Consider the following 24,799-nt stretch of genomic DNA (forward strand, 5'->3'; position numbering starts at 1 on the left):
TACTTCATAAGGTAAGAGCATAATAGAAACCACTATAGCCCATACTTTATGAGCAGTGGAACTTACCTACTTGAACAAAACCCATTCTAACTTGACATTCATTGAAACTTTTCCAACTAAACGCATAAAACAAAAACTAGCTGGAATAGGTCCACACCCATGCCAGCCAATTTACTGCTTAATATAATCTCTACCTTTTTGAAAGTAATGACATCATTCTACTGTTCCTGACCTTCAAGATCTTCCCAAAAGTTATCGAGTAATGTACGCACTTCATCTGTTGACTTTGTGCTCATCAATTGATTTCTTAATGCACTTGCCCCTCGAAACCCTTTAACATAGATCTTAAAAAAGCGATGAAGAGCTGTAAATGGCCGTAGCTCTAAATCTTTTGAATATTTATCATAGAGATCAAGATGTAATCTTAACAGATCAAGCAATTCCTCACTACTATGGTCTTTCGGCTCCTTTTCAAAAGCAAATGGATTTTGAAAAATACCACGCCCGATCATCACCCCATCCACACCATATTCATTGACGAGCTTCAAACCCGCTTCACGGTCAAGAATATCGCCATTGATCGTCAATAATGTTTCTGGTGCCACACGATCACGAAGTTCCTTGATTTCCGGAATCAGTTCCCAATGAGCATCTACTTGGCTCATTTCTTTTCTTGTACGCAGATGAATAGAAAGATTAGCAATGTCTTGTTTCAATATATGTGTGAGCCAATCGCGCCACTCGTCTACCTCCGTAAATCCAAGCCTTGTCTTTACACTTACAGGCAATCCTCCCGCTTTCGCTGCTTGTATGATATCTGCAGCGACTTCTGGACGGAGGATCAAACCGCTACCCTTCCCTTTAGATGCCACATTAGGGACAGGACAGCCCATATTGATATCAATACCTCTAAACCCAAGTTCCGCCATCCCAATACTCATTTGCCGAAAATATTCAGGCTTATCGCCCCATATATGGGCAACCATTGGCTGTTCATCTTCCGTAAAAGTCAAACGCCCACGCACACTTTGGCTCCCCTCTGGGTGACAAAAGCTCTCCGTGTTTGCAAACTCTGTAAAAAACACATCAGGTCTACCAGCTTTACTCACAACATGGCGAAAAACAACATCCGTCACATCCTCCATTGGTGCAAGTACAAAAAAAGGCCGTGGTAAATCCCGCCAAAAATTATCGCTCAATTCAAACTCAAATCCTCTCATTTATGAATATAACGTCAAACTAACGTATTAAAATTATAAGGTAAAATAGTGGTGCTCTTTTACACTTATACCATGGTTTATAACTTGTTATCAAATATTATAATTAACAATTATAATTCATGAGAAAGGTATTGTAAAAAGCAGAAGTGTTTCTTCTTTTGGTACATTTTTCAATTCCCAAAACTGAGAGTAAAAATGTGATGACATTCACCCATAAGCTTTCTATAGATTTACGTTTTTTTCTTTCAACTTTAATAATAGAGGATCCATGCTGACTTAATCCCATTTCTTAAACGATACGTCCATCCTAAATTCATTTTCATGCACATCAACAGCTACTTTCCCCTCTTGTTTGTCGATCAACTGTTGGACAATATGTAGCCCTAATCCAAGCTGCCCACCCGTTCGACTCGTGTCCATTCTAAATGTTCGATCAAAAATTCGATTGAGTTCCGCATGATCAAACTCCTCCACATCATTTACTACCCTTAACCCGATATATCCATCTTCTTCAATAAAGGTAATTGTTACATAGCTTTTCGCATACCGTAGCGCATTTTGAATTATGTTTGCCACGATTCGATTGGTTGCTTTTTTGTCAGCCATAATAGAAGACACAGAAACTTCATCCACCTGTATATTTAACTGACTTTTCTCAAAATCTTCATAGAACATGAGCAAAGCTTCTACGACAATCTGATCCAAAAACTGCTGTTGCATGAGGAATTTCTTATCGGAAGAGTCAAGCTGTGAGAGCTCATAGAATGAATCGACCATCATGGTAAGATGGTCGATTTTCTTTTGAACAATAGCTAGAAATTCTTCCTTTTCTTCTTTTGTTAAAGACGGATCCGTTAACAATTCCGAAAAGCCTTTAATCGATGTTAAAGGCGTTCGTAAATCATGAGAGATATTGGTGATTTCTTGCTTTAGTTCTTTCTCTCTCTTTTGCGTGTGTTGCTGATCTTGCTTAAATAAATGAATGAGCTGGTTGATTTTCGTAATAAATCGGATTAGGCTTTTATTATGTGTATTTGTCCGAACCAATTCATTTGTACCGAAATTTTTAATGATTTCGTCTAATTGGTGCGTCATCCTTTTAATATCAAAATGTATAAGCAAAAGCATCCCGATACTTACCATTAGGAGGAACGCCAAAATAATGATGATCAACCAGTTACTCACTTCCTCTCATCCCTTCTTCATCAATCAATAGGTTGTTTAGCAAATCTATTCGCCCCTATCGGCAAAAGTATTAATGAAATCACCATACCCGTAACCCAAAACAGATAATCGAATTGAGCGGTTTGATTCATAAAACTCATCAAGTTATCGTTTAATAGTGTACTTGGTGCGTATTTATATAACTCATTTAACCCCGAAACCGAGCCAAGCAGCCACCGTAACAAATCACCAGATAAGATAAAAAGGAAAAACAATACGATAATGATATACACGTCACCGACCTTCAGCATTTTCAAGACATGAATCATCATAAAACCACTAAGGACAATTGGCCCCATATTTAAACTAGCTACCACGAAATTTTTGATTGATTGTTCCTCGCTAATGAGAAGACCTTCTCCTAATCCAATTACCAAAAGGAGACCAACCACACATAGCAACACAAAATAACTTAAAGTTAGGACTAACTTTGACCAAAAGATCGTGTTGCGAGAGATACCAAAGGATACAGGTTGTTTAATAAGAGACCTATCCTTCCCAGTGAGAGCCAAATTAAAGAGAAAGCCTACAATCATAATCAGTATTCCACTAGTAATTACATTCGCATAAAAGAATAGACTAGTTCCATAAGGGAAATTCGGGTCGTACTGTTGAAAATAGTGCAAACCAAAAGCTGCTGCGACAATTAACAATAAACAAATGATACTCGTAAGATAAAGACCTTTTTTGCGTAACAAGCGATAATTTTCGCTTTTCAAATAATTAATCATTTTTCATCGCCTCCTACTAACCCTAAGAAGTACTCTTCTAAATTTAGAGCTTTCATACGAAACTCCCTTACTAGTACTCCATTCTTGATTAAGAAACGATTGATTTCGCCGCCTTCTTCTATGTGACTTTGAATCGTTATGATCTGATTAGGCAGGATCTGATACTGAATACCTGGATAGGCTCGTTCTAACAATTGGGCTGCTTTTGCCGTATGATCGACTTTAAGTTCGATTTGTTTTTTACTTTTTTCGCCTAAAGCCTCTTTACTTAAATCATCGACAATTACACCATTCTTGATAAAGACAAACCGTGTCGCTACTAATTGTAATTCCGTTAAAATATGGCTAGAAACTAAAATCGTTATTTGTTTTTCTTGATTGAGCTTTAATAATAACTTACGAATCTCGATAATCCCTTCAGCATCTAGCCCATTAATCGGCTCATCTAACACTAAACAATCTGGATTACTGAGCAGACAAAGTGCGATACCTAATCGCTGCTTCATTCCCATTGAGTAGTCTTTAAACCGTTTCTTCTGTTGATTCGCTAAACCAACAAGTTGCAAAACCTCGTTAATGCGTGCTTTTTCAACGACACCTCGTTGAATTCGAAAATACTCTAGATTTTGAGTCGCAGTAAAATCCGGGAAAAACTCAGGTGACTCTATCATAAAACCCATTCTTTTTTTGGCTTGAGCCGTTTCCTTGCCTGATTTTCCAAATAAATGAATGTCTCCAGCTGTTGGCATGATTTGTCCGGCAAGCATTTTAAAGATCGTCGATTTACCAGCACCATTCTTACCAATTAAGGCACAGATTTCTCCCTTCCTTATTGAGAAATCTAGAGGTTTTATCACTTCTTCATGCTTAAAAACTTTCGTCAATTGATACGTTTGAATAATGGGATTCATCTTGTAAACTCCTTCGCTAAATTTCTTGATACATTTAGTTTAGCTTAGCTATCTTTAAAATCCCTTAAACAAAACATAAAGAAATCATAAAGAAATTAGACGAGCATGAAGCCTACTCCCCAAATCGTCTTTATATACTCTTCAGAAGTGATTTCGGCTATTTTTTTGCGAAGATTTGATACATGAACACTAATCGTGTTGTCATCACCATAGTAGGTCCCTTTCCAGACTCTTTCATAAATCTCTCTTTTCGAAAAAGCACGCTCCGGATGACTAACAAATAAGCAAAGAATATCAAATTCTGCAATCGTTAAGCGTAGCTCGTTGTCTTCTAAAAATATCGAGCGTTTTTCTGAATTGATTTTCAGTCCTCGCCATACTTTCTCGCCAGTTCGCGTTGGCTGAACACTTGCCTTTCGTAATTGAACTTCAACTCTAGCCATGACCTCTTTTTGATTAAAGGGCTTAGTTATATAATCATCTGCCCCATTTTTAACACCTGTACTTTATCATCTATATTCACCCTAGCTGAAATGACAATAATCGGAATCGTACTCTCTTTCCTAACGAGTTTTAATAATTCTTCTCCATTTATCCCCGGTAACATTAAGTCCAATAAAATTAAATCATATGTATTACTTTGCAGCTGTAACAGCCCTTCAGTACCGGAGTAAGCTACTGTCGGAGTATTATCTGATTTGGTTATGATCAGGCTTAGGAGTTTGCTGATTTCTGGATCGTCTTCGATAATTAGAACGCGTTTGCTTTTATTCAAATTGATCACCTGTCTTTGGATGATATTTTCGTTTTGTAGGAAATTTTATTGTTTATTGGTAATTATATCGTTTCGGGTGGGTTGGTGGAAGGGCAGGATTGGCTGGATAGTACCTTTTCGGGCGGTGACAGGCAATCAATATAAACCCTATAGATACTGCGCATAACTGGCGAACCAAAAGAAAGGCACTGAATTACAGTCAGCCCCTTTCTGAAAATACTCGTTTGTTCTCTTTTCCAATGTAGCTCCTAAGAGTTCTTTAAATAGTAATAGCTCTTTGATATTTTGCCTCAGTAGACCTGTTATTATATTCATACAGGTGAACTGGTGGCAACATGTTTTGGTTAATGCAGCGACCAAGTTCTACAGCCAACCCTGCTGGTCCGAAATAGAACAAGTGAATTTCTGAATATTGATTTTCATTTTGTAATCGATATACTTCTTTGCGAAACACATTTTTTAGAACTTCAACATCATCCTCATATAAAACAGCATTTAATTTAGGCCCATCAATTTTGATAACCAAGCTTTGGAATTGGACCTCTACCGCATCTGTTATATCCCGTTCATGAATCGTTCCGCTCACTTGTACCCTGACCACCAACTTATCATAAACTTCTTTCGAAACCTTTACTTCTGGTAGCACGACATTTTTATCAGGGTTTACATTTTCATGACACCACATTTGTGTGTCCCTATCAAATTGATGAACGACAGCGGCCGTTGTATCTGATATCAGACTTCCCAAATGAATTAACAACGGAATCGGAGACAATGGAAAAACAAAAAGATAGGCACCTTCATTTTCCCTCTTTGAATTCACCACTTTACGGAAGAAATCCTCATTTTCTTTCTTAGCAGCACTCCAACCTTCTTCCGTGAAATCAGCGAATTCCTCTTGTAAAGAAACCGCATCCAACAATAAACAGTTCGTTTCCTTCGATAAAAGGATTGAATCGACAGGCATGAGGTTCTTTCGCTTATGAACCACCACGATCGCCTTATTTTTTTTGGAAAGCTGTTCACTTACCCAGCCTTCATGTTTTTTTTTCATTTCAAACAAATCTTGAGGGGAGTATGCTTTATCATTGGTATCAATGATATGGTGACACGGACTGCACATCAGCATCAGGTTCTCAAGAGAATCTATATTCTCATCCGTTATACCGAAATCATCAGCAAATTCTCTTCTTGGTCCACCCTTCTTTCCTTTCCCCTTTGCCTTCCCAATAATGTGAGCTCTCTCTCCAATATTTACTTTTGCATCAACATCATCCAGAATTAAGGCTGTCTTACATCTTGCACACAATCCACCTGAACTTATCCATAAAGAACGGTCTTCTGCAGTAGATAATTTAAAAGGGTCCCTGCTCATGGGTTCCACACCTCTAACTTTTTTATTTTTGCATTCTTCCGATTCCCCATCCACGCTCCGACTGATGTAGTACCGACAATAATGAAAAATAGAAATGATGATTCACACTGCGTCTTTTTCAACACTTTTTTCCACTCCCTTCTATCATGAAATGAAGGGGAAGGGTGTTGCTCTGGATGAGTGTGCCATTCTCCCACATAATTACAGGTACCATCACTTTCTTCCCAAATCTTATCCACGAGTTCCTGGTGGGTTTCCAAATGCTTTTTAAAGAAGCACCTTTCACGCTTGTCTATTTTTGATGGTTCGGTAATTAAATCAATGATGATATCATCAGAGCCTTCTATGAATCTTCCCATTAAAACTCCGCCTGCTTCCGTGTCACAGTTTTCTAGTTGACGATAGGTACGAAACTTTTCTAAAACATCATCGTTTATCTTTAACCTTGAGGTTGGACCTAAGGAGAAAATCATGATGTTTCACCCACCTGACATATCACACAATTTTCATTCTTATATAGATAACGCGTATCAAATAATACCTCAGAAGAAAATCCATACCTCTGACTTAACTGATATCCTTGACTGAGGAGTTCCGTGGAATCCCCCTTCCATGACATAAGCGGACTGCCCTTTTCCTCACCTGTCAAAACCCTTAAAGCCAACCTAGTTGCCATAACTGCTGTCTCAAGGGCGTCGATTGAACCGTACGGAGTGAAAACAGATTGACAGCCTGCTAACGATTTTCGGAAGTTTTGACCAGGAGCGGCAAATGACGCCTGGTTAGCAATTAATCGACTAGGGGTATCCGGTTGCGTAAACAAACACTGAAAGCAACCTGTTGCCTCTTTTTTCATCGATAAGGCATGCCCTCCTAAACCAAGAGGGTCAAGCCATGTGAAAAGGATAGGTGGCGCCCCATACATCTGTCGCATCATTTCATTTACGTATAACTCTTCCGTAGGAGAGCCTAGAGCGATGATGACTAGATCAGATTCAAGTAGTAGTCCTGGTTCTTCATGAATGATGTCCAAAATATCAGAGGTCTCATATTTAATCTCAATGAATGGGAATTTATTCTTCATTGCTCTTTTCATCGCCTCTGTCTTAGGAAAATGATAATATCTTTCGGTGCCTTTAAAATAAACATCACTTATTCCTAGTTCATGCCGATAAACATTATCGATATCCAAAGCATCGTTGTCGATCAAAGTGAACTTTTCAACACCCGCACGTGCTAATTCAAAGCATATCCTACTTCCCAATGAACCAAGCCCAACAACCGTCACTTTCTTATCAGAGATTCTGTTATGACCCTGGGTTCTATTCAACAAATACTCCTTATCATGTCGTTTGATATACAGTGGAGTTATTTCAAATGCAGCCTGGTTTTTCTTCAAAGGATGAAGAAAAGGAAATTTCTTTCCTTTTTCCTGGTCTACACGGAAATCAGAAAGCTTTAAGCCTATAAAAGCTCTTTGCCCCTTGGAAATAGGGATTCCAAGTATGATATACTCTTCATTCCCCTTTTGTATGAACTTCCTTTTTAAATATTGATTCAGCCTTCTCTTGGTTGAAGCTGTAATGTTGTTGTTAATAAGCTGACGATAATCCCTGATATCCCATGTCTCCCAAAATGCGGGTGGTTTCAAGGCGGGAGACTTTCTCAAAGGAATATAAATTCCATTTCTCTTATTAAACTCATCTAACACATTGCTACTGCTATATAAATAGTTCAGATATTGAACGGTGCTTTTATTAATACTATCCAATAAAATGGATTTTCCTCGCTTCTCATCGTTAAAAATCAATATCTTTTTGAAGCTTTCTTCGGGAGTGATGATAGCATCCACAAGGCCAATCCCTTTCTGCCTTGACCACAGTGCTTCAAACTCCAACAAGAAGTCCTCTAAATTCAACTTAAGAACGCCTTCCTCAAGCGTTCTTTTCACACGTTGAAACGATTCATGTATAATCCCCTTCGGATTGTTCCTGTCGAGCAGTAATCCTTCTTCATGCGAATAGCAGATAAATCCGTCTGGTTCTATATGAGGAATGAATCCAGCTTCTTGACAATTTTTCAGGAAGTACATTGGTTTTTTCAAAGGAAAAAGAGGAGGAAGAGCAAGCTGAATCGTGAATTGCTCTTCCGCCACACTTATCTTCCCCTCAAATGCATGAAGAAACTGACTACGCTCACTTTTTACTTGGTATACATCTACTGCATTTACTTCGGTAAACAGCTCGTCCAATTCCAAGCTTTCAATCGTAAAATCATCTGACATAAAACACACCTCATGCTGAAGAATGGTCTACCATGATGGCAGGTCCTCTCTGCTGAGCGGACTCCTTCTTCGTCGGAACAGGGAAGTCTTCTCCGAACTCTTTTTGCAGCATCTCACATGCCTTTACTGGATCTGTTTCATCTCTTGACTCTTTCAATCTGTCACGTAAAGATTCAAGCTTCGACTTGAAATTCTTCATTTGGCCGCCTGTCATTTTCTCGTAAATATCATTATATGGAGGGGTTGGTAGATTCACCTCTAACCGCTCCTCCCATTCACCGTCATCATTAAACCTATAACTAAACGAGTTAATCATATTCTGAACAAACGATTCCAAAGCGTCCAAGTCATCGTATGTCTTTGTAAAGGCGTTATAAGAAAAATGCGGATAAAAATGAGTCAAACCAGCTACCGTTAGACCAATCCCTGATGGACGATTTACGACACCCTTAAACCTCAAATCTTTCCATCTCTTTAAATATCGGATGACCCTTCTGAATTGCTTGCGGTCTTCTTTATCCGTCAGGTTTTCTTTGATGGTTCTCACCAACTCTTTTGGGTCAGAATGCTCCCAGGTCCTGCTGTCACTCCCGCTACCAAGCTTCCCTTTCGCTAGGTACGTTTGACCATCATCATTTCCATTCGAATATATCGTAAAGTCCACATGATAATTACGGTCGTCCTCATCGCCTTCTCCTTCGAACTTTACAGTCACACAAGGATACTTCATCTCGGTGTCCTCATAATCATCCTTCAATGCGTTATATACAAGCTTCTTTGCTGTAACTGGGTTAGGATAATCCACAATTGAGATGTTAAACAAAAGGCCGACATCAATATCATAGTCGCCATCCTCTAAAGGCTTAACACCCGTGTGCATCGTGTAGCTTCCTTGATGAAAAATATCGTACTTACCTTCTTCAAGGTCGATATTTTCTTTTAAAATCTCGAGTAGCTCCTCACGTTTTTCTCGCAGGACTTGGTTATCATCGATTTCCAACTTAATTGCATCATGAAAATCCAAGAAATATGATTGCAGGTTCCCCATCCCTTTTTACCTCCTAATTCATTTGTACTGTTTACTGGATGTTTTTTCTACGAAGTGGGCTAATAAAAAAAAAAGAAAATGTGAAGAGAATATCATCTGGATGAAAAGCAAAAATACAAACATACATTCTTATTTTTGAGGTACTATCATTATATCTTTTTACCTATTTAATCGTCAATCAATATATTCATAATGATATACATCATAAATCAATTGGTACTTTCTAAGAAAACAAAAAAGTATTTTAAAACAACAAAATAGAATTTTTATACTGTTTTTATTCGATTAAAGTATCCTGTTAGTTTAAGTGAAAACTTTCACAAGATAAAACGAATCATACTTAAAACACTTGACTCTTGCAAAAAAATTGTCATATCGAAATTTGTCTAAACCTGTGTAAGGCACAGAACTTTTGTCGTTTCTGAAAATAAAAAAGGACATTCATCCCTTTTGGGTGAAATTTTGGTTACCAGCCCAAATTCCATTAAAAAGGAGAATTTCCAATAACATGGTAACCTTCTATTCACATATAGTCAATTTTATTTTAGCCCTGCAGTTACAACTTTCTAAACCACAAATGAAACAAATGTTGACCTTTGTTCATGGCATTATTTTGACGGACGGAAGAATAAATGTCTCCCAAATTCGCCGATCAACGAATGAAAATCGGGATCTTAGCTGCATGACTCGTTTTCTAAATGAATCCCCTTGGTGCCGAAACCGATTGAAAAGGCGTAGACTCCAGTTTGTCGTCAATCAAATCAAAAAATCTCGGTCCAAAGCTGGAGATTTACGGCCCATTGTCTTTTTCATTGTCGATGACACACCATGTAAAAAGGATCGTACAACGAAACGGATGGAAGGTCTCGACTATCATTTTTCTCACTCAGATAGGAAAACGGTCTGGGCTCATTGTGTAGTAACCGCTCATGTCGTCAGTGAGAACCATTCCTTCGCTTGGGATTTTCGCTCTTATTTCCGTAAATCCTATTGCCAAAAAGAGGAGCTCTCTTTTAAGAGTAAAAATGATCTGGCCATTGAGTTAATCGACTCCTATCCAGCTCGTGACGATGAACAAGTTTACGTCTTGGTTGATAGTTGGTATACGACTAAAAAGCTGATCGAATCCTGTTATCAGAAAGGGTTTCATCTCATTGGTGGTTTAAGGATAAACCGAAAGATATACCCAGCTGGAGTCGGAATCAAACTATCTGATTTTGCCTCCACTTATTTGGAATCAACGGACCTCCACCCCGTTACCGTGGACGGTCATACCTATAAAATTTATACGGATGAAGGCAATCTAAGTGATACAGAATGTGCCAAAGTCTTGTTGTCCTGGGAAAACAAATTCGATTCGAGGAAAAAACCATTTTGTCTTCTTTGTACAGATAGTAGCCTGAATCTCGTGACCATTCTGTGCTATTATCAAGTACGGTGGAATATCGAAACCGGATATCGTTATTTTAAGGAGTTACTCGGCTTTGACGAATACCAGCTTCTTTCACGCAAAGGGATTGAACGTTTTTGGTGTATCCAGTTCTGACCTATAACTATCTAGAGTACCAACGTCAAGAGTGGCAACAGGAACTTCCCTTAACGATAGGGGACGTCGTTCGGAGCTTCGAAAAGATCATCTTGGTCAAATCGCTGTCTATGCCTATGAACAAGCCTTACTGGAGAAACCACTCTCTGATGTCCTGAAAGAATTAAAGTTAACGGTTTAAAAAAAATCTGAAAACCGTACCACACTACCCGTCTGCCTTTTTTTAGGCGATTAATCAAAAATTGCAAGGATCAAGTTAGATTTATTAAATCCTTCCACCTACACCTTTAAACTTATCTACAAAGGCAGAGATTTTCTGAAAAACGCTCTGCTTTTTTGTTAAATACTGAGGATTAAGAGGGCTCATTCTAGGAAGAACTTCATTAAGCTCTGTTCCATTTTCACTGGCATATTCTCTTTTTAATGAAGCTAAAATATATCTTTTTGAAGCTTCTTCATTAAGATTTTCATTACTAATCAATTCTTCTGCTTCACGTTTTTGCTCAGTTTGAGCAAATGAGAAAAAGGCATCAATAATACTTGCTTTATCTTGAATACTATCTAAATCAGCTTGGTTGATAAAATCAACTACCAAGCTTTCTTTTGCACGGTTTCCTACACTAGAACGAATTAATCGGCGAACTTCTTCAACCAAGAATGCTTTATCTTTCACCTTTTTGTTATGCTCAAAAATAAGTTCAAGAATGTAATCTAAGTTGATCTCTTGGGATTTTAAAAGATCTACCTCAAAGACAATATCATCCCAATCAATAGAGGCATTTCCTTTTTCTTTTCCAGTTTTTTCTCGACGAAACCAATCACGAATATCATTATATGAAGAACGATAATCTTGAATAGCTCTTTCTTCTAACACTTGAGTCTCTTGCATAACAGCTATATCTTCATCCGTTACATAGTGAGTAGCCTTAAAGTCTTCTAAAGCTTTAGGGTCAGACATATCTACTGTTTGTAAAGCTTTTAAAGCGGAATATTCATCATAGTTCTGTAGGATATTTTCAATACGCAAATATTCACCAAATAGTTTAGTAAATTCTTTCTTATCCTTTTCAGTAACAATCTCATCAACATTAGGAAAACGTTCCTTTAATTCTCTGACTATATCTGCATAACCACGACGGGCTTCACCCGTTGCCACATCAGCGAATCCTTCCATATACTCTTTATAACTTTTTTCCAAAACCACATTTTTAGTGTTTTTATCTCCAAAACGAGTAATAGCGTCTATGGTTGCTTGTTCTAAATCTCTAAAAGTAACAATATTCCCAAAAGTTTTAGTGGAATCATAAATACGATTTGTTCTCGAATAAGCTTGCATTAAACCATGATACCTAAGATTTTTATCAACAAATAAAGTATTTAATGTAGGTGCATCAAAACCAGTTAAAAACATTCCAACAACGATTAACAAATCAATCTCTTTGTCTTTTACTCGTTTAGCAAGGTCACGATAATAATTTTGAAACTCTTTACTTTCTACACCATAATTGGTTTTAAACATTGCATTGTAGTCTTTGATGGCTGAACTTAAAAACTCTTTTGCACTACTATCCATTGCTGAAGGTTCAAAAGTTTCATCAAGAATTTCACCTATCGCAGTTTGCTCTTCATTAGCAGCAAAAGAGAAGATTGTAGCAATCTTAAGGGGGTTATTGCTTCCTTGCTGTAATTTATTTAATGATTCATAGTAAAGTTTTGCTGCGTCAACACTGCTCACAGCAAACATGGCATTAAATCCTTTTCCATTCGCGTTTAGACGATGGGTTTTTACTCTAAAATTATTAAGAATATATTGTGAAATTTCTTTGATGCGTTCAGGATGCAGTAGTGCTTCTTTATTTTCTGCTGCCGATAGCTTTTTCTCGTCCTGTTCTTTTTCGATCGTTTTGAACTTGGGACGTACATCGTTATAATCTACTTTGAACTTTAAAACCTTTTCATCTCTAATGGCATCCGTAATTACATAAGAGTGTACCTCTCGGCCAAAGACAGAAGCAGTCGTTTCAGAACCTAACGCATTTTCTGGAAAAATAGGCGTGCCTGTAAATCCAAATTGATAGAACTTCTTAAACTTTTTCTTGATATTTTTTTGAGCTTCACCAAATTGTGAACGGTGAGCTTCATCAAAAATAAATACCACTTGCTTATTATATATAGGTAACTCTGTTTCGCTTTTCATTAGGTTATTCAGTTTTTGAATCGTCGTCACAATAATTTTATTATCATCTTTTTCTATGTTGCGTTTTAATCCTGCGGTACTTTCTGAGCCATTAACACTATCAGGAGAAAAACGCTGATACTCTTTCATCGTCTGAAAATCCAGGTCTTTCCGATCTACAACAAAAAAAACTTTATCGATAAAATCCAGTTCAGTAGCCATGCGAGCTGCTTTAAAACTCGTAAGCGTTTTTCCCGAACCTGTTGTATGCCAAATATATCCGCCGCTTTCAATGGTACTCCATTTTTTTGCTTGGTATGCACTCTTAATTTTCCATAATATTCTTTCTGCCGCGGCAATTTGATAAGGTCGCATAACCAGCAGATTGTCGCTCGCATCAAATACGGAATATTTCAGTAGTACATTCAATAAAGTATCTTTCTGAAAAAATGTAGCTGTGAAATCTTTTATGTCTTTAATTAGGATATTATCCGATTTTGCCCAATTCATAGTGAAATCAAAACTATTCTTATCACGTTTAGTCGTATTTGCAAAATAACGGCTATCTGTACCATTAGATATTACAAAAATCTGTAAATATTTAAAGAGAGAGTTTTCCGAATTAAAACTCTCTTTACTGTATCGATGAACCTGATTAAAGGCTTCACGAATCGCAATCCCACGCTTTTTGAGCTCCACTTGTACTAGAGGTAAGCCATTGACTAAGATGGTAACATCATATCGATTCGCATGCGTTCCTTTTTGTTCAAATTGCGAAATAACCTGCACTTTATTATTGGCAATATTTTTTTTATCTACTAGGTAGATGTTCTGAATATGCCCATCATCAAAGACAAAATCATATATATAATCGTTATGAACTTTACGGGTTTTATCAATGTGGTTATCACTCAGTTTATCTAAAAACTGCTCACAAAACCTAATCCATTCAGCGTCTGAAAATTGCACACGATTAAGACCTTGCAGTTGCACTCGGACATTAGCAAGCATTTTTTCAGGAGTGGTTACATTTGGTAGATGTTCATAACCTTGATTTACTAAATCTTGAATCAGTTCACGTTCTAAATTAGCTTCCGTTTGATAGCCAACACCTTGTTCTGCTATCTTGGTATATTTATCTAAAACTATATAGTTGTTTGACTCTGCAATGGCTTTGAAATCGCTCATTAATTTACCGCCTCCCCTACTTCAATTTCATTTCTTTCATCTTATTTAAAATGATATTTTTCCTTAAGCCCTTTTAGTAAATAATTCAAAACACGTTTATCATCATTTGATAATTCAGCTATTTCATCTCCTGAATGCTTAGAATGACTCGAAATATTAATGATTCTTGTAATATAAGGTTCAGGATTTCCCTCTGTAATTTTAATTAAAAGTTCCCCCCAGTTGTCATAACCCAAAAATGTCGATGTTTTCTCCAAAATATTCCTAAGGTAATTAAAATGATACTTTTTTAATTGATCTGTTTCAATAGCCGTCTCTATTTCTGTTATTAAGAAAATGTGATAGGCAAAAGGTGAATCTTTCCTTTGGAAAACTAATTCATGTTCTCCATCTTCCCTTTTTTTTAGAAAATATTTTTTAAATTTCTCTTTCTTAAACTCATTATGCAACACATTATAAAATAAAGGATTATGTGTGGTTATAATAAATTTTAGGTCTGACTGACTTGTCTTAATCAATTTTGCCAAACTTACCGCCAATTCAATCAAACGATTGTCATCCAATGAACTTACTGGGTCATCTATAAATACATATTCCAACTGATCAAATTGATCTGTTTCTCTATCACTTGGTTCAGCTACATTTAATACATCAATAACTTGTTCAAGTAAAGAATAAAAAACACACCATACAAAGCTACTCTCTTCACCTTTTGAAATTTTAATGTTATCTGAAATCTCATCATTACCACGTTCATATGAAAAAGTTATTTCTGTAAAAGCCCCTACTGTTACAATATTCCCATTCTTATCTTTAATAGAATATTCTTCATTAAAATATGGAGTTAATTTTTCATCGGCATAGTTTTGAAAATTAGTAATAATATTCCTATCTTGTCCCTGTCTTTCTAAAATCCAGTTTGTAAAAATATTAGGATGGATTTTAAGTTTTGGTTCTGTATCATTTTCTAAGTCATTATCCCAATAAAACAAATCTTCCGTAAAAGCATTATAATAAAGGTATTTTTTACCCACTTCTTCCGATAACTCTAACTCCTTATTCCCCTCTAATTTCGTTGATACTAACGATTTGAATTCCCGTGAAAGCCTAGTTTTCCCCGTCCCATTAAAAGCATAAACCAACTGAACTTTTACATCAGATTCACTCGCATCTTTAGCTTTAGTTTTATGTTTGGCGTCTTTCAACGTTTGTGCAATATCAGTTAATGAAACACCCATATTATGCCTCTACCTCCTCTTTTGGAAAGCTAAGAAGCATATTACGGTAATATTCGTATTGCTTTTGACGCAATTCTATCTCACGTGGTAAACCCTTGGTAATTGATGATGTCAATGCATCGAATTTATCGAGGATAGATACGATGCGGGCTTGTTCTTCAAAAGATGGGATGGGGATTTTTGCTTTGCTCAAACCGTTCGCATTAATCGCCGAGATTTTCCCTGAAGATATATATTTTTTAATTTGGTCATGAAAGTGCTTGGTGCGTAAAAAGTATGAGACATATTTAGGATTCAAAGAACTTCTATATGAAAAACAAGCATCATGAATAACAACTCCCGAATTGCCAAGCCATGCAGTACCTTTCCCAATATCTTCAATTGTTTCTCCAGCAGCAACAATTACAACATCACCATGATTCGCAACTCTTAGCTTTGAAGCTAAATCATGACTAACAAAAGATTTTGTCTTTTCTGCCCAGATATTATAATGCGTATACATTTCACCATAATGAATACACGGGAACCCCTCTGAAAGCATGTCGGTTTTTACAAATCTCTTGCCTCGAGTAAATTCGCCCACATCCCCCAACGTCTTCCACTCAACTTCACCCTCGTCAAAAGTCAACAACTTATCACGGTAATAGGTATATTGCTTATTACGAGCTGTTACCTCTGCTATAAGCTCTGCGATAAGCTCTGCGGTAAGCTCTGTGAACGCGTCCAAAATACGGACGATTTCCTCTTGTACTTTTAGAGGTGGGATGGGAATTTGAAACTTTGTAAATTCTGCTTTGGTAATAGTTTTTATCGTACTGCCACGAGCTTTTTCTTTTTCAAACGCAAATTTGGATTGTAGTTGATATGCAAAATATTTTTTATTAATTTCGACCTGAAAGCTCTCGAAAATAGCAAGGGTTCTATCTACATAGCAGTCGTATTGTGTAATAGCAATTCGACCTATACTGCCCTGTAAAGTTACAATGACAGTACCTTCTTGTACAAACACACTTTTAGGTTGTGCTAATTTTGAGATTTTATTTTTTGTGTTTTGTACAAGTCGCATATCTTTCCCAACATCAACTACTTGAACAAAAGGCATTGCACCCTCACCGTCGTACCATTCATCTTTACCATAAGGTTGAGGGAATGAGCCACGACGAAATTTCGCTATCTCTCCCAAAGGCTTCCACTCAACATCACCCCCATCAAGCAATTTATCCATATAATTCTGCTTTATCATGATTCAATCACCTCAATAATGTCATCAATTTCGGCACGAAGTTGGTCTATCTTTGCTACAGTTGTTTTTATTTCTGCATTCAGCTCATTGATATCAATGACTTCCCTTGTGTCTTTTGCTTCCACATAGGAACTAACAGAAAGGTTGTAATTATTTTGAACGATTGCATCATATTCAACAGATTTTGCAACATGATCAAAATCGTCTTTGCTGTCAAACATTTTCATTATTTGCTCAATATGCTCATCTGTAAGTATGTTATTATTAGTTCCTTTTTTATAGAAATCTACTCCACTTGCATCAATAAACTGAGTTTTATTATCGGTTTTATGCTTAGAAAGAACCAAGATACTCACCGCTATTGAAGTCCCATAAAAAAGGTTAGGTGCTAAAGAAATAACCGTTTCAACAAAGTTATTATCAATCAGATACTTTCTAATTTTTTGTTCTGCACCACCACGGTAAAAAATACCTGGGAAACAAACGATAGTAGCACGACCTTTGCTTGATAGATAACTAAGGGCATGAAGTACAAAGGCAAAATCGGCTTTAGATTTTGGGGCTAAAACGCCTGCAGGAGCAAATCTTTCATCATTAATTAGTGTTGGATCATCAGTTCCAATCCATTTTACTGAATAGGGTGGATTAGATACAATAGCATCAAAAGGTTTTTCATCACCAAAGTGAGGGTCTAGTAGCGTATTTCCTAAAACAATATTAAACTTATCGTAATTTATATTGTGTAAAAACATATTCATACGAGCAAGGTTATAAGTTGTATGGTTAATCTCCTGTCCATAAAAACCATCTTCGATAATATGAGCATCAAATTGTTTTTTCGCTTGTAATAGCAATGAACCTGAACCAGCTGCAGGGTCATAAATCTTATTAATGGTTGTTTGCTTGTGGATAGCTAATTGAGCAATAAGCTTAGATACAGACTGCGGGGTAAAAAATTCTCCTCCAGATTTACCAGCATTGGCAGCATAATTGGAGATTAGAAACTCATAGGCATCACCAAAAAGGTCTATTTGACTATCTTCAAAATCACCAAAATTAAGCCCTTCAACGCCTTTAATAACAGCAGCTAAACGACTGTTTTTATCCTTTACAGCATTTCCCAATCTATTACTTGTCGTGTCAAAATCAGCGAATAAGCCTTTAATATCTCGTTCAGAAGGATAACCATTTGCTGAACTTTCAATAGCAGAAAAAATCGCAGCTAAATCAGTATTCAAACTTTCATTTGCGTTAGCGGCTTTCGCAATATTAGCAAACAGCTGACTCGGATACATGAAATAACCTTTTGTTTTAATGGCATCTTCTTTAATTTCTTTAGTTATAATATCATCAGGAAGGTCAGCATACTTGACACTTTCGTCTCCCGCTTCAATATAGCTAGAAAAGTTCTCGCTAATGAAACGATAAAAAAGTGTTCCTAAAACATATTGTTTAAAATCCCATCCATCTACTGAGCCACGGACATCATTGGCTATTTTCCAGATTTGAGATTGTAATTCGGCACGTTGTGTTGCACTTGACATTTATATTCCTCCAGTTTTTCTTCTTATTACATTTATTTTAGAAGCACTTCTAAATAAGATTGAAGTTTTCCTTCCATTTTTAGTTTTTTACTATATTCACACATGCAATGCTCTTGTCTTTTTTCTAACGTAACGTTAAAAGGGATCTATGGTGATCTGTATATCTGTTCTATTATACTTTCACAAGATATTGCAAAATGACCTTTCCATATAATGGGTCCTCGTAGTATTGCCAGCAGGCGTTTTATATCTTACAACTCACACACAGTTCATACAGCTCGATAATGACACGATTTTAGTTCATGTTCTCTCTTTTCACTGTAACTTGCAGAGCTTGATTATTTATTTCAATTGGTCACTGTAAACTTAAAATAATGTTTGCCTACAATTTATCCCCAAAATCTTTAGCCACTAGGCTTTATAGCACCTTACCTACTCCACTTATTCTACCAAAGTTTTGGGACCAATTACTGTCTTTACACCGACATAATACTTTATGTAAAATCACTCTGTAATACCAGCTCAACAGTCCAATAGTCTTGTTTCAAAAACCTACTGGTAAATCCTTTATTCGCCAATGATTTACCATATTATACACCATTCCACCGTCAATTTACTATCAGCAAGTATGTGTTCACATGAAAAAAATCCGCATAGTGATGGATGTAGGTATCAAAGACTTCAATATGATTGGTTAAACTAACGTCAAGTTATATCACTAGACTCCTCTAGAACATACTAATATTACCCAATCTATATCCCGATTGTTATAGAAATCGTTGCTACTCAGCAATAGTCTACTATGTACTAATCAAGTTATAGATTTTTCTTTCATGAATATCTCTCCTCTTTGGTTCTTTTTATCCATTCTTTTTTATACACCTATTTCAGATCTTTACAAACTATACTAACATGCCAACCAAGCATCCCTGCCCGGTTGGCCCACTCCACTCCCCTTACTACTCCCTCAACTGAAACCAAACCTCCGCATCCGTTCGTCGCTGAAAGGCAGCCAAAGGATTTTCATCATCTTTATCAACTAAAAAGTACGTAAACCCTTCACGTTCTGCACCCTCATACAATTCATTCGATAGATCCGGCTCCAGGCCTGATACGGAAATAAAGTCATCATATGCATTCCCGCCACTGCTCACTGCGTCAAATAGGGCATGGTGTAAGTCGAATGGTTCTTCTTCTACTTTATTGACAACGACATGGTATTTGGCTAGAATATATTCTTGACCTTCACCAGGTGCGTCATTGAATTGGTTGCCGTTACGGACCATTTCCCATGCTGCATCCCCACTAATAACCTCAAGCATTTCTAGCTCTAACTCAACATTTCCATGAAGCCAATCATAATATGTTAACGTCACACGCTCACCAATGGTTAATGGCTCGTTTCTTGTGCCAATTTCTTGGTCTGAGCTAGCTGACGAGTCTTCTTCTCCTGTTTCTTCCTCATGCTCATAGACAACGAGTAACTCAGCTGGTGGCACTTCTGCTGATAGAAGGGCTCTCATTTCTTCAAAAGCTTCTTGCATCTCTTCGTCTTCTGCACCTCGACTGAAGATCCATCCTAGCTTCTCTTCATAGACAAAGAAAATCCTTTCGTCTATCTTGCCTGATTCATCTTCAATTCTCGTCAGTACAATCGTGCCTTGCTCTCCATCATCTTTGTGCTCCATCGATTCAATTACTGCGAACTTTTCGCTTTCAATGGTTGTGATTTCGTCCTCTTCTGTAAATCCACTAATGAACAAAAAGAGTTCCTGTAAATCTGGATGAACGTATTCTTTAATGGCTTGCTCTCTTGCTTCTGCATCGGTCGTGTAAAAATCTAAGACAAAGCTTTTAATCATCTGTTCTTCTGTTGTTAGATTTTCCTTTTCTTCTAACCAATTCGGTGTCAATTCAGCGTCTGATTCTGAACCCGTTTGATTTTCCGATTCGACCTTCTCAAGCGTTGATCCCGCTCCACATCCAGTCAATACAAACGCCGCTACGACGAATGGTAAAACAAATAACTTTACTTTTTTCATTGTTATCCCCCCATGAATTGTTCGTTACATGAATAGGATAACAAGGGAATTTGACAGCTGTTTGTCATCGAACGCATGTTTTATCGATTTATTTTTGATACATTTTTAACCAGCTCTGAAGGGTCTCCTTCATCTTGTCACGATAATGAACGGGTTCAAGGATTTCAGCACTCGTTCCATATTGCATGATCCACTGTAAAAACTCACGCTCATGATTTAATGTCACTTCAAATAATAAGCTTCCATCTTCTCTCTCTGTAAGCTTTGGTTTCACAAATAATTCTTCTTCTCTTATGTAACGGGCAATATCTTTACTAAATAACACTTTAAAGTGAACCTTATCCGTTCCTTGGATAATCGACCACGTATGTTTAAAATACTCTTTTACATTGAACTCTTGTTTTTCAAATGTTTGATCAGTCTGTGTGACGTTAAGTATCCGACTCAACCTAAACGTAAGCACCCTTTGTTGCTTATGGCAATAAGCAATCAAATAAAAACGGTGATCACGCGGAATTAAGTAATACGGATCAAGACAACGGTTAGTTGTTACATCTCGGCTCTGTGTGTGATACTTTACTTCAATCGTGTGTGAATTGATAATCGCTTGAATGACAGGTGATAAAAAATTTTGTTGTTGTTCTTGAAAGGCAGGCGTCCCCATTTGAATGATAAGCTGATTAGACGGACTTACTATCTTTTTTAAAAAGCTTATTGACAAATTCTATTGGCATTTGTTTTTCCATTAAAGAAGAGTTTTCACTAATTCAGGTGATGACAAATATATCAATAGTTAAATTAAATATTAAGAAAAAAATACTATTATTAATAAAAAAATACCATAAAAATAAATGAAAGTGCTTTATAGTAAATATAGAAAACGTTTACATTTTTTTATTGAAACACTATAAGACTAGTAAGTTATGATATATCAGGTTATTTGCTGATGACTTTCTTGTCAATTTAATGTTTCAGACATACGCCCTACGGAACCTTGGCATGCAGCTAGTAAAATTTATTATTAATTCTAGGAGGTTTTAACATGAATGAAAAGAAAATGATGAATTCACAAAAAGGAAAAAAAAATTACAACACTGCTTTAGAGAAACGATTCACTGGTCAGCTGATTTTTCACGACGAGCCTGGGTATGAAGAGGCACGGGTTGGAAGAGTATTTAATGCCAGGCGCCCAGATCGTTACCCCGAAGCCATTCTTTTAGCGGAAACTGAAACCGATCTTGTCGAGGGTGTTCGTCTAGCAATGGATCGTGGCTGGCAAGTGGCTGTTAGGTCTGGAGGTCATAGTTGGGCATCCTGGAGCGTGAGAGATAAATCATTGTTGATTGATCTCGGCAAATATCAAGAAACCTCATACGATGAAACCACTGGCATCGTATCTGCGACACCTTCTGTTAAAGGAATCGATCTTGATGCCTTTCTCGCTACACGAGGTCGTTTTTTTCCCACGGGTCACTGTGCGACCGTTGGTATTGGTGGATTTTTACTTCAAGGAGGTTTTGGCTGGAACGCCCGGGGAATGGGAATGAGTGCAGAATACATTGACGCTATAGATGTTGTAACTGCTGAAGGTAAACTCGTTCGTGCAGACGCTATTCAGAACAGTGAGCTGTTTTGGGCAGCACGAGGAGCTGGTCCAGGCTTCTTCGGTCTTGTAACACGCTTTCACTTGCAAACAATTCCGCGACCAAAGGGCATAACCGGAAGCGTTTACGTATATCCTATGGACCTGTTTGACGAGGTTATGACATGGCTTCTAGAGACTCATAAAGGAATTTCAAGTGATGTTGAGCTTGCGGCGACTTCTAGAATCTATCCAGAGCCAATACCCGGTTATGAAAAGGAGCCTGTTCTTATTGTAAGTGGTGTGGCATTCAGTGAAACGATGAATCAAGCGAAGATAGCACTGGCCCCGTTGGCGGATTTCCCCCAAGTGGATCGTGCTCTTATGCGTATTGAGGCTAAGCCAACCTCGATACAGCAACTATATGATGAAGATGAATTTGCAAATCCTGAGAATCATCGCTACATCGCGGACTGTACTTGGGTAGAAGGACCATCTGAAGTCGTAGTCCCTGTAATTCGTGACATATTCGTCACCCTGCCTACGCCAAAGTCCTACTCTATCTGGTCTAGTATGGCACCGTTGCGAGAATTACCTGACATGGCTTTTTCTTTACTGGGAGAGAATTATGTTGCGACCTATGCAATTTACGAAGACGAGTCGAACGATGAAGAGTTTCAAAATTGGATTGCCCAACGGATGAATCGTACGGAACCTGTAACTATAGGACAGTACCTCGGAGACTCAGACTTCACGATGAGACAGGTTAAATTTCTTGATGACACACACTGGGAGAAACTTCAAACGATCAGAAACAAGTGGGATCCAAACAGATTGTTTGTAGGTTATCTTAGCAAAGACGAGGTACCAATGAATACCAATCATTGGCAGCACAAGTAGTTAATAACTGCAATTTTATTTTTGATTTGTGAAGGGTATTTGACAATGTAACAATTTGTTTGACCGAGCCGAATTTCACTATCCCTGTTGAGCGGTGCAGACCATCCTCTAAGCTGTAATTTTTCTTCTACTTGTTGAAGCGACCGTCTACAGTGGGTTGGTTGCTCCGTTGCATCTGACTCGTGCAAATGTTGAGAGGCTATTTATTATTAATTAAGGAGGATTAAATGATGGCATTAAGAGAGCAAAGTATAAAAAATAGTAACATTGATGCACAATCTAATCAAAAGCTTCCTTTAAGTGAAAAAATCAGCTACGGTTTTGGGGATATGGCCTCTAACTTAATTTATACAGTCATCACTACTTACTTAACCTTTTATTTTACAGACGTATACGGAATTGGTGCGGCTGCAGTTGGTACCATGATGTTAATTGTTCGGTTTGTGGATATGATTGATAGCCCTATTTTCGGGATTTTAATCGATAAAACAAAAACAAGATGGGGGAAATCAAGGCCTTGGATATTATGGACTTGCATTCCATTTACAGTAGGGGCTATTGCACTATTTGCTGGTCCCGATTTAAGTGAAGGTGGAAAATTGACTTATGCCTATATCTTATATATTCTTGTCAGTGTTTTATATGCCGCCATTAATGGTCCATTAGCTACGATGCTACCTAGTATGACAAGTAATGTTCAAGAAAGAACAGTTGCAAATACATTTCGTATGGTTGGGGGACAACTTGGTGGATTAATTGTTAACATGTCCTTGATTGGACTTGTTGCTTATCTTGGTGCTGGGGATCAACAAAAAGGTTTCTTCTATACGATGACTCTTTTCTCAGTATTGGCCTTTGTATTATTTTTAATTACTTTCTTTGGTACGAAGGAACGTGTTCATAGTGCCTCAGGTAAAGTGGAATCGATTCCATTAAAAGAAAGTGTAAAAGCAATTAAAGGGAATCGACCTTGGATTATCATGTCATTATTAGTACTAGTATTCTTTATGATGTATATAACTAAATTATCAGCATCTATTTATTATATTACTTATTACGTTGGTAAACCTGGAGTTGTCTCATTAATCAATTCACTAGGAATGGTAACAATTGTCGGAATTTTAAGTATACCTTTTTTAACAAAGAAATTCAGTAAAAAATCAGTCATCATGGCGGGGCTTATCATCAGCATCATGGGACAACTAGTAATTTATTTAGGCGACCAAAATATAACGATAATTGCAATCGGTACGGTAATCGGAGGAATTGGTCTAGGATTACCAGCAGGGTTATTATTTGTTTTAATGGCTGACACAGTAGATTATGGTGAATGGAAGTCGGGCATACGTGCACAGGGTTTACTTGTATCTGCATCCTCTGTTGGATTTAAACTAGGGTCAGGCCTTGGTGCCGCGATACCAGCTTGGTTACTTGCTTTTGGTGGCTATGCGGCCGGTAAAGCTCAAACTCAAACTTCACTAAATATGATTTCATTTAGTTATATTTGGATACCTGTAATCTTAGGTGTCATAGCTTTTATCCTAATGATATTTTATAAATGGGAAAAACCACATGAAGAAATTATTACTGAACTAGAGGCAAGAAGAACTGCTCAAAATTAAAATATAGAAAGGGGATCACGACCACCTCAAAATATAAAGTAAGTACATTTAAAATAAACACTTTTTCACGTAGACAACCAAGCTCTAAATTGTATCAAATATAGAACTAACTCTAATTCTGACAAAACTCTCGTTAAGATATCTATAAGA

At 37.2% G+C, this 24,799-nt stretch carries 20 protein-coding genes; 4 read left to right on the plus strand and 16 right to left on the minus strand.

Features of this window, described 5'->3' with window-relative positions; genetic code table 11:
* Positions 1-218 precede the first annotated feature (218 nt).
* The 10 genes from AA0017_RS15055 to AA0017_RS15100 form a co-directional block, all read right to left on the minus strand.
* Positions 219-1,220 (minus strand): tRNA dihydrouridine synthase, encoded by a 1,002-nt coding sequence (locus AA0017_RS15055; protein ID WP_413375701.1) that lies wholly within the window; start codon positions 1,218-1,220, stop codon positions 219-221.
* A gap of 276 nt (positions 1,221-1,496) precedes the next feature.
* Complete coding sequence (locus tag AA0017_RS15060; RefSeq protein ID WP_413375702.1) at positions 1,497-2,405, minus strand: sensor histidine kinase; 909 nt, start codon at positions 2,403-2,405, stop codon at positions 1,497-1,499.
* A 20-nt stretch (positions 2,406-2,425) separates the two neighbouring features.
* Positions 2,426-3,175 carry an ABC transporter permease gene (locus AA0017_RS15065; protein ID WP_413375704.1) on the minus strand — a complete coding sequence of 250 codons (750 nt, stop codon included), beginning with the start codon at positions 3,173-3,175 and terminating at the stop codon, positions 2,426-2,428.
* Entirely contained in the window at positions 3,172-4,086 is a 915-nt protein-coding gene (locus AA0017_RS15070) for an ATP-binding cassette domain-containing protein (RefSeq protein WP_413375705.1), read from the minus strand. The genes AA0017_RS15065 and AA0017_RS15070 overlap by 4 nt, the downstream gene beginning before the upstream one ends.
* Positions 4,087-4,181: 95 nt before the next feature.
* A complete protein-coding gene (locus AA0017_RS15075; protein ID WP_413375707.1) occupies positions 4,182-4,529 on the minus strand; it encodes a winged helix-turn-helix domain-containing protein in 348 nt (115 codons plus the stop codon).
* A 26-nt stretch (positions 4,530-4,555) separates the two neighbouring features.
* Positions 4,556-4,861 (minus strand): response regulator transcription factor, encoded by a 306-nt coding sequence (locus AA0017_RS15080; protein WP_413375709.1) that lies wholly within the window; start codon positions 4,859-4,861, stop codon positions 4,556-4,558.
* 259 nt (positions 4,862-5,120) lie between these two features.
* Positions 5,121-6,236 carry an SAVED domain-containing protein gene (locus AA0017_RS15085; protein ID WP_413375711.1) on the minus strand — a complete coding sequence of 372 codons (1,116 nt, stop codon included), beginning with the start codon at positions 6,234-6,236 and terminating at the stop codon, positions 5,121-5,123.
* Complete coding sequence (locus AA0017_RS15090) at positions 6,233-6,709, minus strand: Mov34/MPN/PAD-1 family protein (protein ID WP_413375713.1); 477 nt, start codon at positions 6,707-6,709, stop codon at positions 6,233-6,235. Before AA0017_RS15090 ends, AA0017_RS15085 begins: the two co-directional genes overlap by 4 nt.
* Positions 6,706-8,520, minus strand: a complete 1,815-nt coding sequence (locus tag AA0017_RS15095) for a ThiF family adenylyltransferase (RefSeq protein WP_413375715.1) — start codon at positions 8,518-8,520, stop codon at positions 6,706-6,708. Before AA0017_RS15095 ends, AA0017_RS15090 begins: the two co-directional genes overlap by 4 nt.
* A 10-nt stretch (positions 8,521-8,530) precedes the next feature.
* Positions 8,531-9,568, minus strand: coding sequence for a nucleotidyltransferase (locus AA0017_RS15100; protein ID WP_413375717.1), 1,038 nt, complete (start codon positions 9,566-9,568; stop codon positions 8,531-8,533).
* Positions 9,569-10,076: 508 nt separating this feature from the next.
* Here AA0017_RS15100 and AA0017_RS15105 point away from each other — a divergent pair.
* The gene (locus AA0017_RS15105) at positions 10,077-11,114 is read left to right on the plus strand and encodes an IS701 family transposase (protein ID WP_413375719.1); all 1,038 of its coding nucleotides are present in this window, start codon (positions 10,077-10,079) and stop codon (positions 11,112-11,114) included.
* 31 nt (positions 11,115-11,145) lie between these two features.
* On the plus strand, positions 11,146-11,295 hold the full coding sequence (locus tag AA0017_RS15110; protein WP_413375721.1) for a hypothetical protein: 150 nt from the start codon (positions 11,146-11,148) through the stop codon (positions 11,293-11,295).
* An 84-nt stretch (positions 11,296-11,379) separates the two neighbouring features.
* On the opposite strand, the gene AA0017_RS15115 is transcribed toward AA0017_RS15110, so the two are convergent.
* From AA0017_RS15115 to AA0017_RS15140, 6 genes are all read right to left on the minus strand, one after another.
* On the minus strand, positions 11,380-14,478 hold the full coding sequence (locus AA0017_RS15115; protein ID WP_413375723.1) for a type I restriction endonuclease subunit R: 3,099 nt from the start codon (positions 14,476-14,478) through the stop codon (positions 11,380-11,382).
* A gap of 41 nt (positions 14,479-14,519) precedes the next feature.
* Complete coding sequence (locus AA0017_RS15120; protein ID WP_413375725.1) at positions 14,520-15,716, minus strand: AAA family ATPase; 1,197 nt, start codon at positions 15,714-15,716, stop codon at positions 14,520-14,522.
* A 1-nt stretch (position 15,717) separates the two neighbouring features.
* Positions 15,718-16,959: a restriction endonuclease subunit S gene (locus AA0017_RS15125; RefSeq protein WP_413375727.1), complete on the minus strand. Its 1,242-nt coding sequence runs from the start codon at positions 16,957-16,959 to the stop codon at positions 15,718-15,720.
* Entirely contained in the window at positions 16,956-18,503 is a 1,548-nt protein-coding gene (locus AA0017_RS15130; RefSeq protein ID WP_413375728.1) for a type I restriction-modification system subunit M, read from the minus strand. The genes AA0017_RS15125 and AA0017_RS15130 overlap by 4 nt, the downstream gene beginning before the upstream one ends.
* A gap of 959 nt (positions 18,504-19,462) precedes the next feature.
* The gene (locus AA0017_RS15135) at positions 19,463-20,545 is read right to left on the minus strand and encodes a hypothetical protein (protein ID WP_413375730.1); all 1,083 of its coding nucleotides are present in this window, start codon (positions 20,543-20,545) and stop codon (positions 19,463-19,465) included.
* Between the two features lie 88 nt (positions 20,546-20,633).
* A complete protein-coding gene (locus tag AA0017_RS15140) occupies positions 20,634-21,266 on the minus strand; it encodes a WYL domain-containing protein (protein WP_413375732.1) in 633 nt (210 codons plus the stop codon).
* Between the two features lie 321 nt (positions 21,267-21,587).
* Here AA0017_RS15140 and AA0017_RS15145 point away from each other — a divergent pair, with 321 nt between their 5' ends.
* A complete protein-coding gene (locus tag AA0017_RS15145; protein ID WP_413375734.1) occupies positions 21,588-23,027 on the plus strand; it encodes an FAD-binding oxidoreductase in 1,440 nt (479 codons plus the stop codon).
* A 227-nt stretch (positions 23,028-23,254) separates the two neighbouring features.
* On the plus strand, positions 23,255-24,649 hold the full coding sequence (locus AA0017_RS15150) for a glycoside-pentoside-hexuronide (GPH):cation symporter (RefSeq protein WP_413375736.1): 1,395 nt from the start codon (positions 23,255-23,257) through the stop codon (positions 24,647-24,649).
* Positions 24,650-24,799 lie beyond the last annotated feature (150 nt).

Origin of the sequence: Alkalihalobacillus phoenicis (assembly GCF_047302405.1) — a bacterium.
Classification (GTDB): domain Bacteria; phylum Bacillota; class Bacilli; order Bacillales; family Bacillaceae_D; genus Alkalihalobacillus.

What these genes read in the sequence shown, in the direction of transcription:
- AA0017_RS15120 (WP_413375725.1), bottom strand. Translation starts at nt 15,716, where the DNA reads ATGGGTGTTTCATTAACTGATATTGCACAAACGTTGAAAGACGCCAAA.
- AA0017_RS15100 (WP_413375717.1), bottom strand. Translation starts at nt 9,568, where the DNA reads ATGGGGAACCTGCAATCATATTTCTTGGATTTTCATGATGCAATTAAG.
- AA0017_RS15095 (WP_413375715.1), bottom strand. Translation starts at nt 8,520, where the DNA reads ATGTCAGATGATTTTACGATTGAAAGCTTGGAATTGGACGAGCTGTTT.
- AA0017_RS15065 (WP_413375704.1), bottom strand. Translation starts at nt 3,175, where the DNA reads ATGATTAATTATTTGAAAAGCGAAAATTATCGCTTGTTACGCAAAAAA.
- AA0017_RS15070 (WP_413375705.1), bottom strand. Translation starts at nt 4,086, where the DNA reads ATGAATCCCATTATTCAAACGTATCAATTGACGAAAGTTTTTAAGCAT.
- AA0017_RS15115 (WP_413375723.1), bottom strand. Translation starts at nt 14,478, where the DNA reads ATGAGCGATTTCAAAGCCATTGCAGAGTCAAACAACTATATAGTTTTA.
- AA0017_RS15150 (WP_413375736.1), top strand. Translation starts at nt 23,255, where the DNA reads ATGATGGCATTAAGAGAGCAAAGTATAAAAAATAGTAACATTGATGCA.
- AA0017_RS15135 (WP_413375730.1), bottom strand. Translation starts at nt 20,545, where the DNA reads ATGAAAAAAGTAAAGTTATTTGTTTTACCATTCGTCGTAGCGGCGTTT.
- AA0017_RS15085 (WP_413375711.1), bottom strand. Translation starts at nt 6,236, where the DNA reads ATGAGCAGGGACCCTTTTAAATTATCTACTGCAGAAGACCGTTCTTTA.
- AA0017_RS15055 (WP_413375701.1), bottom strand. Translation starts at nt 1,220, where the DNA reads ATGAGAGGATTTGAGTTTGAATTGAGCGATAATTTTTGGCGGGATTTA.
- AA0017_RS15105 (WP_413375719.1), top strand. Translation starts at nt 10,077, where the DNA reads ATGGTAACCTTCTATTCACATATAGTCAATTTTATTTTAGCCCTGCAG.
- AA0017_RS15075 (WP_413375707.1), bottom strand. Translation starts at nt 4,529, where the DNA reads ATGGCTAGAGTTGAAGTTCAATTACGAAAGGCAAGTGTTCAGCCAACG.
- AA0017_RS15090 (WP_413375713.1), bottom strand. Translation starts at nt 6,709, where the DNA reads ATGATTTTCTCCTTAGGTCCAACCTCAAGGTTAAAGATAAACGATGAT.
- AA0017_RS15125 (WP_413375727.1), bottom strand. Translation starts at nt 16,959, where the DNA reads ATGATAAAGCAGAATTATATGGATAAATTGCTTGATGGGGGTGATGTT.
- AA0017_RS15145 (WP_413375734.1), top strand. Translation starts at nt 21,588, where the DNA reads ATGAATGAAAAGAAAATGATGAATTCACAAAAAGGAAAAAAAAATTAC.
- AA0017_RS15130 (WP_413375728.1), bottom strand. Translation starts at nt 18,503, where the DNA reads ATGTCAAGTGCAACACAACGTGCCGAATTACAATCTCAAATCTGGAAA.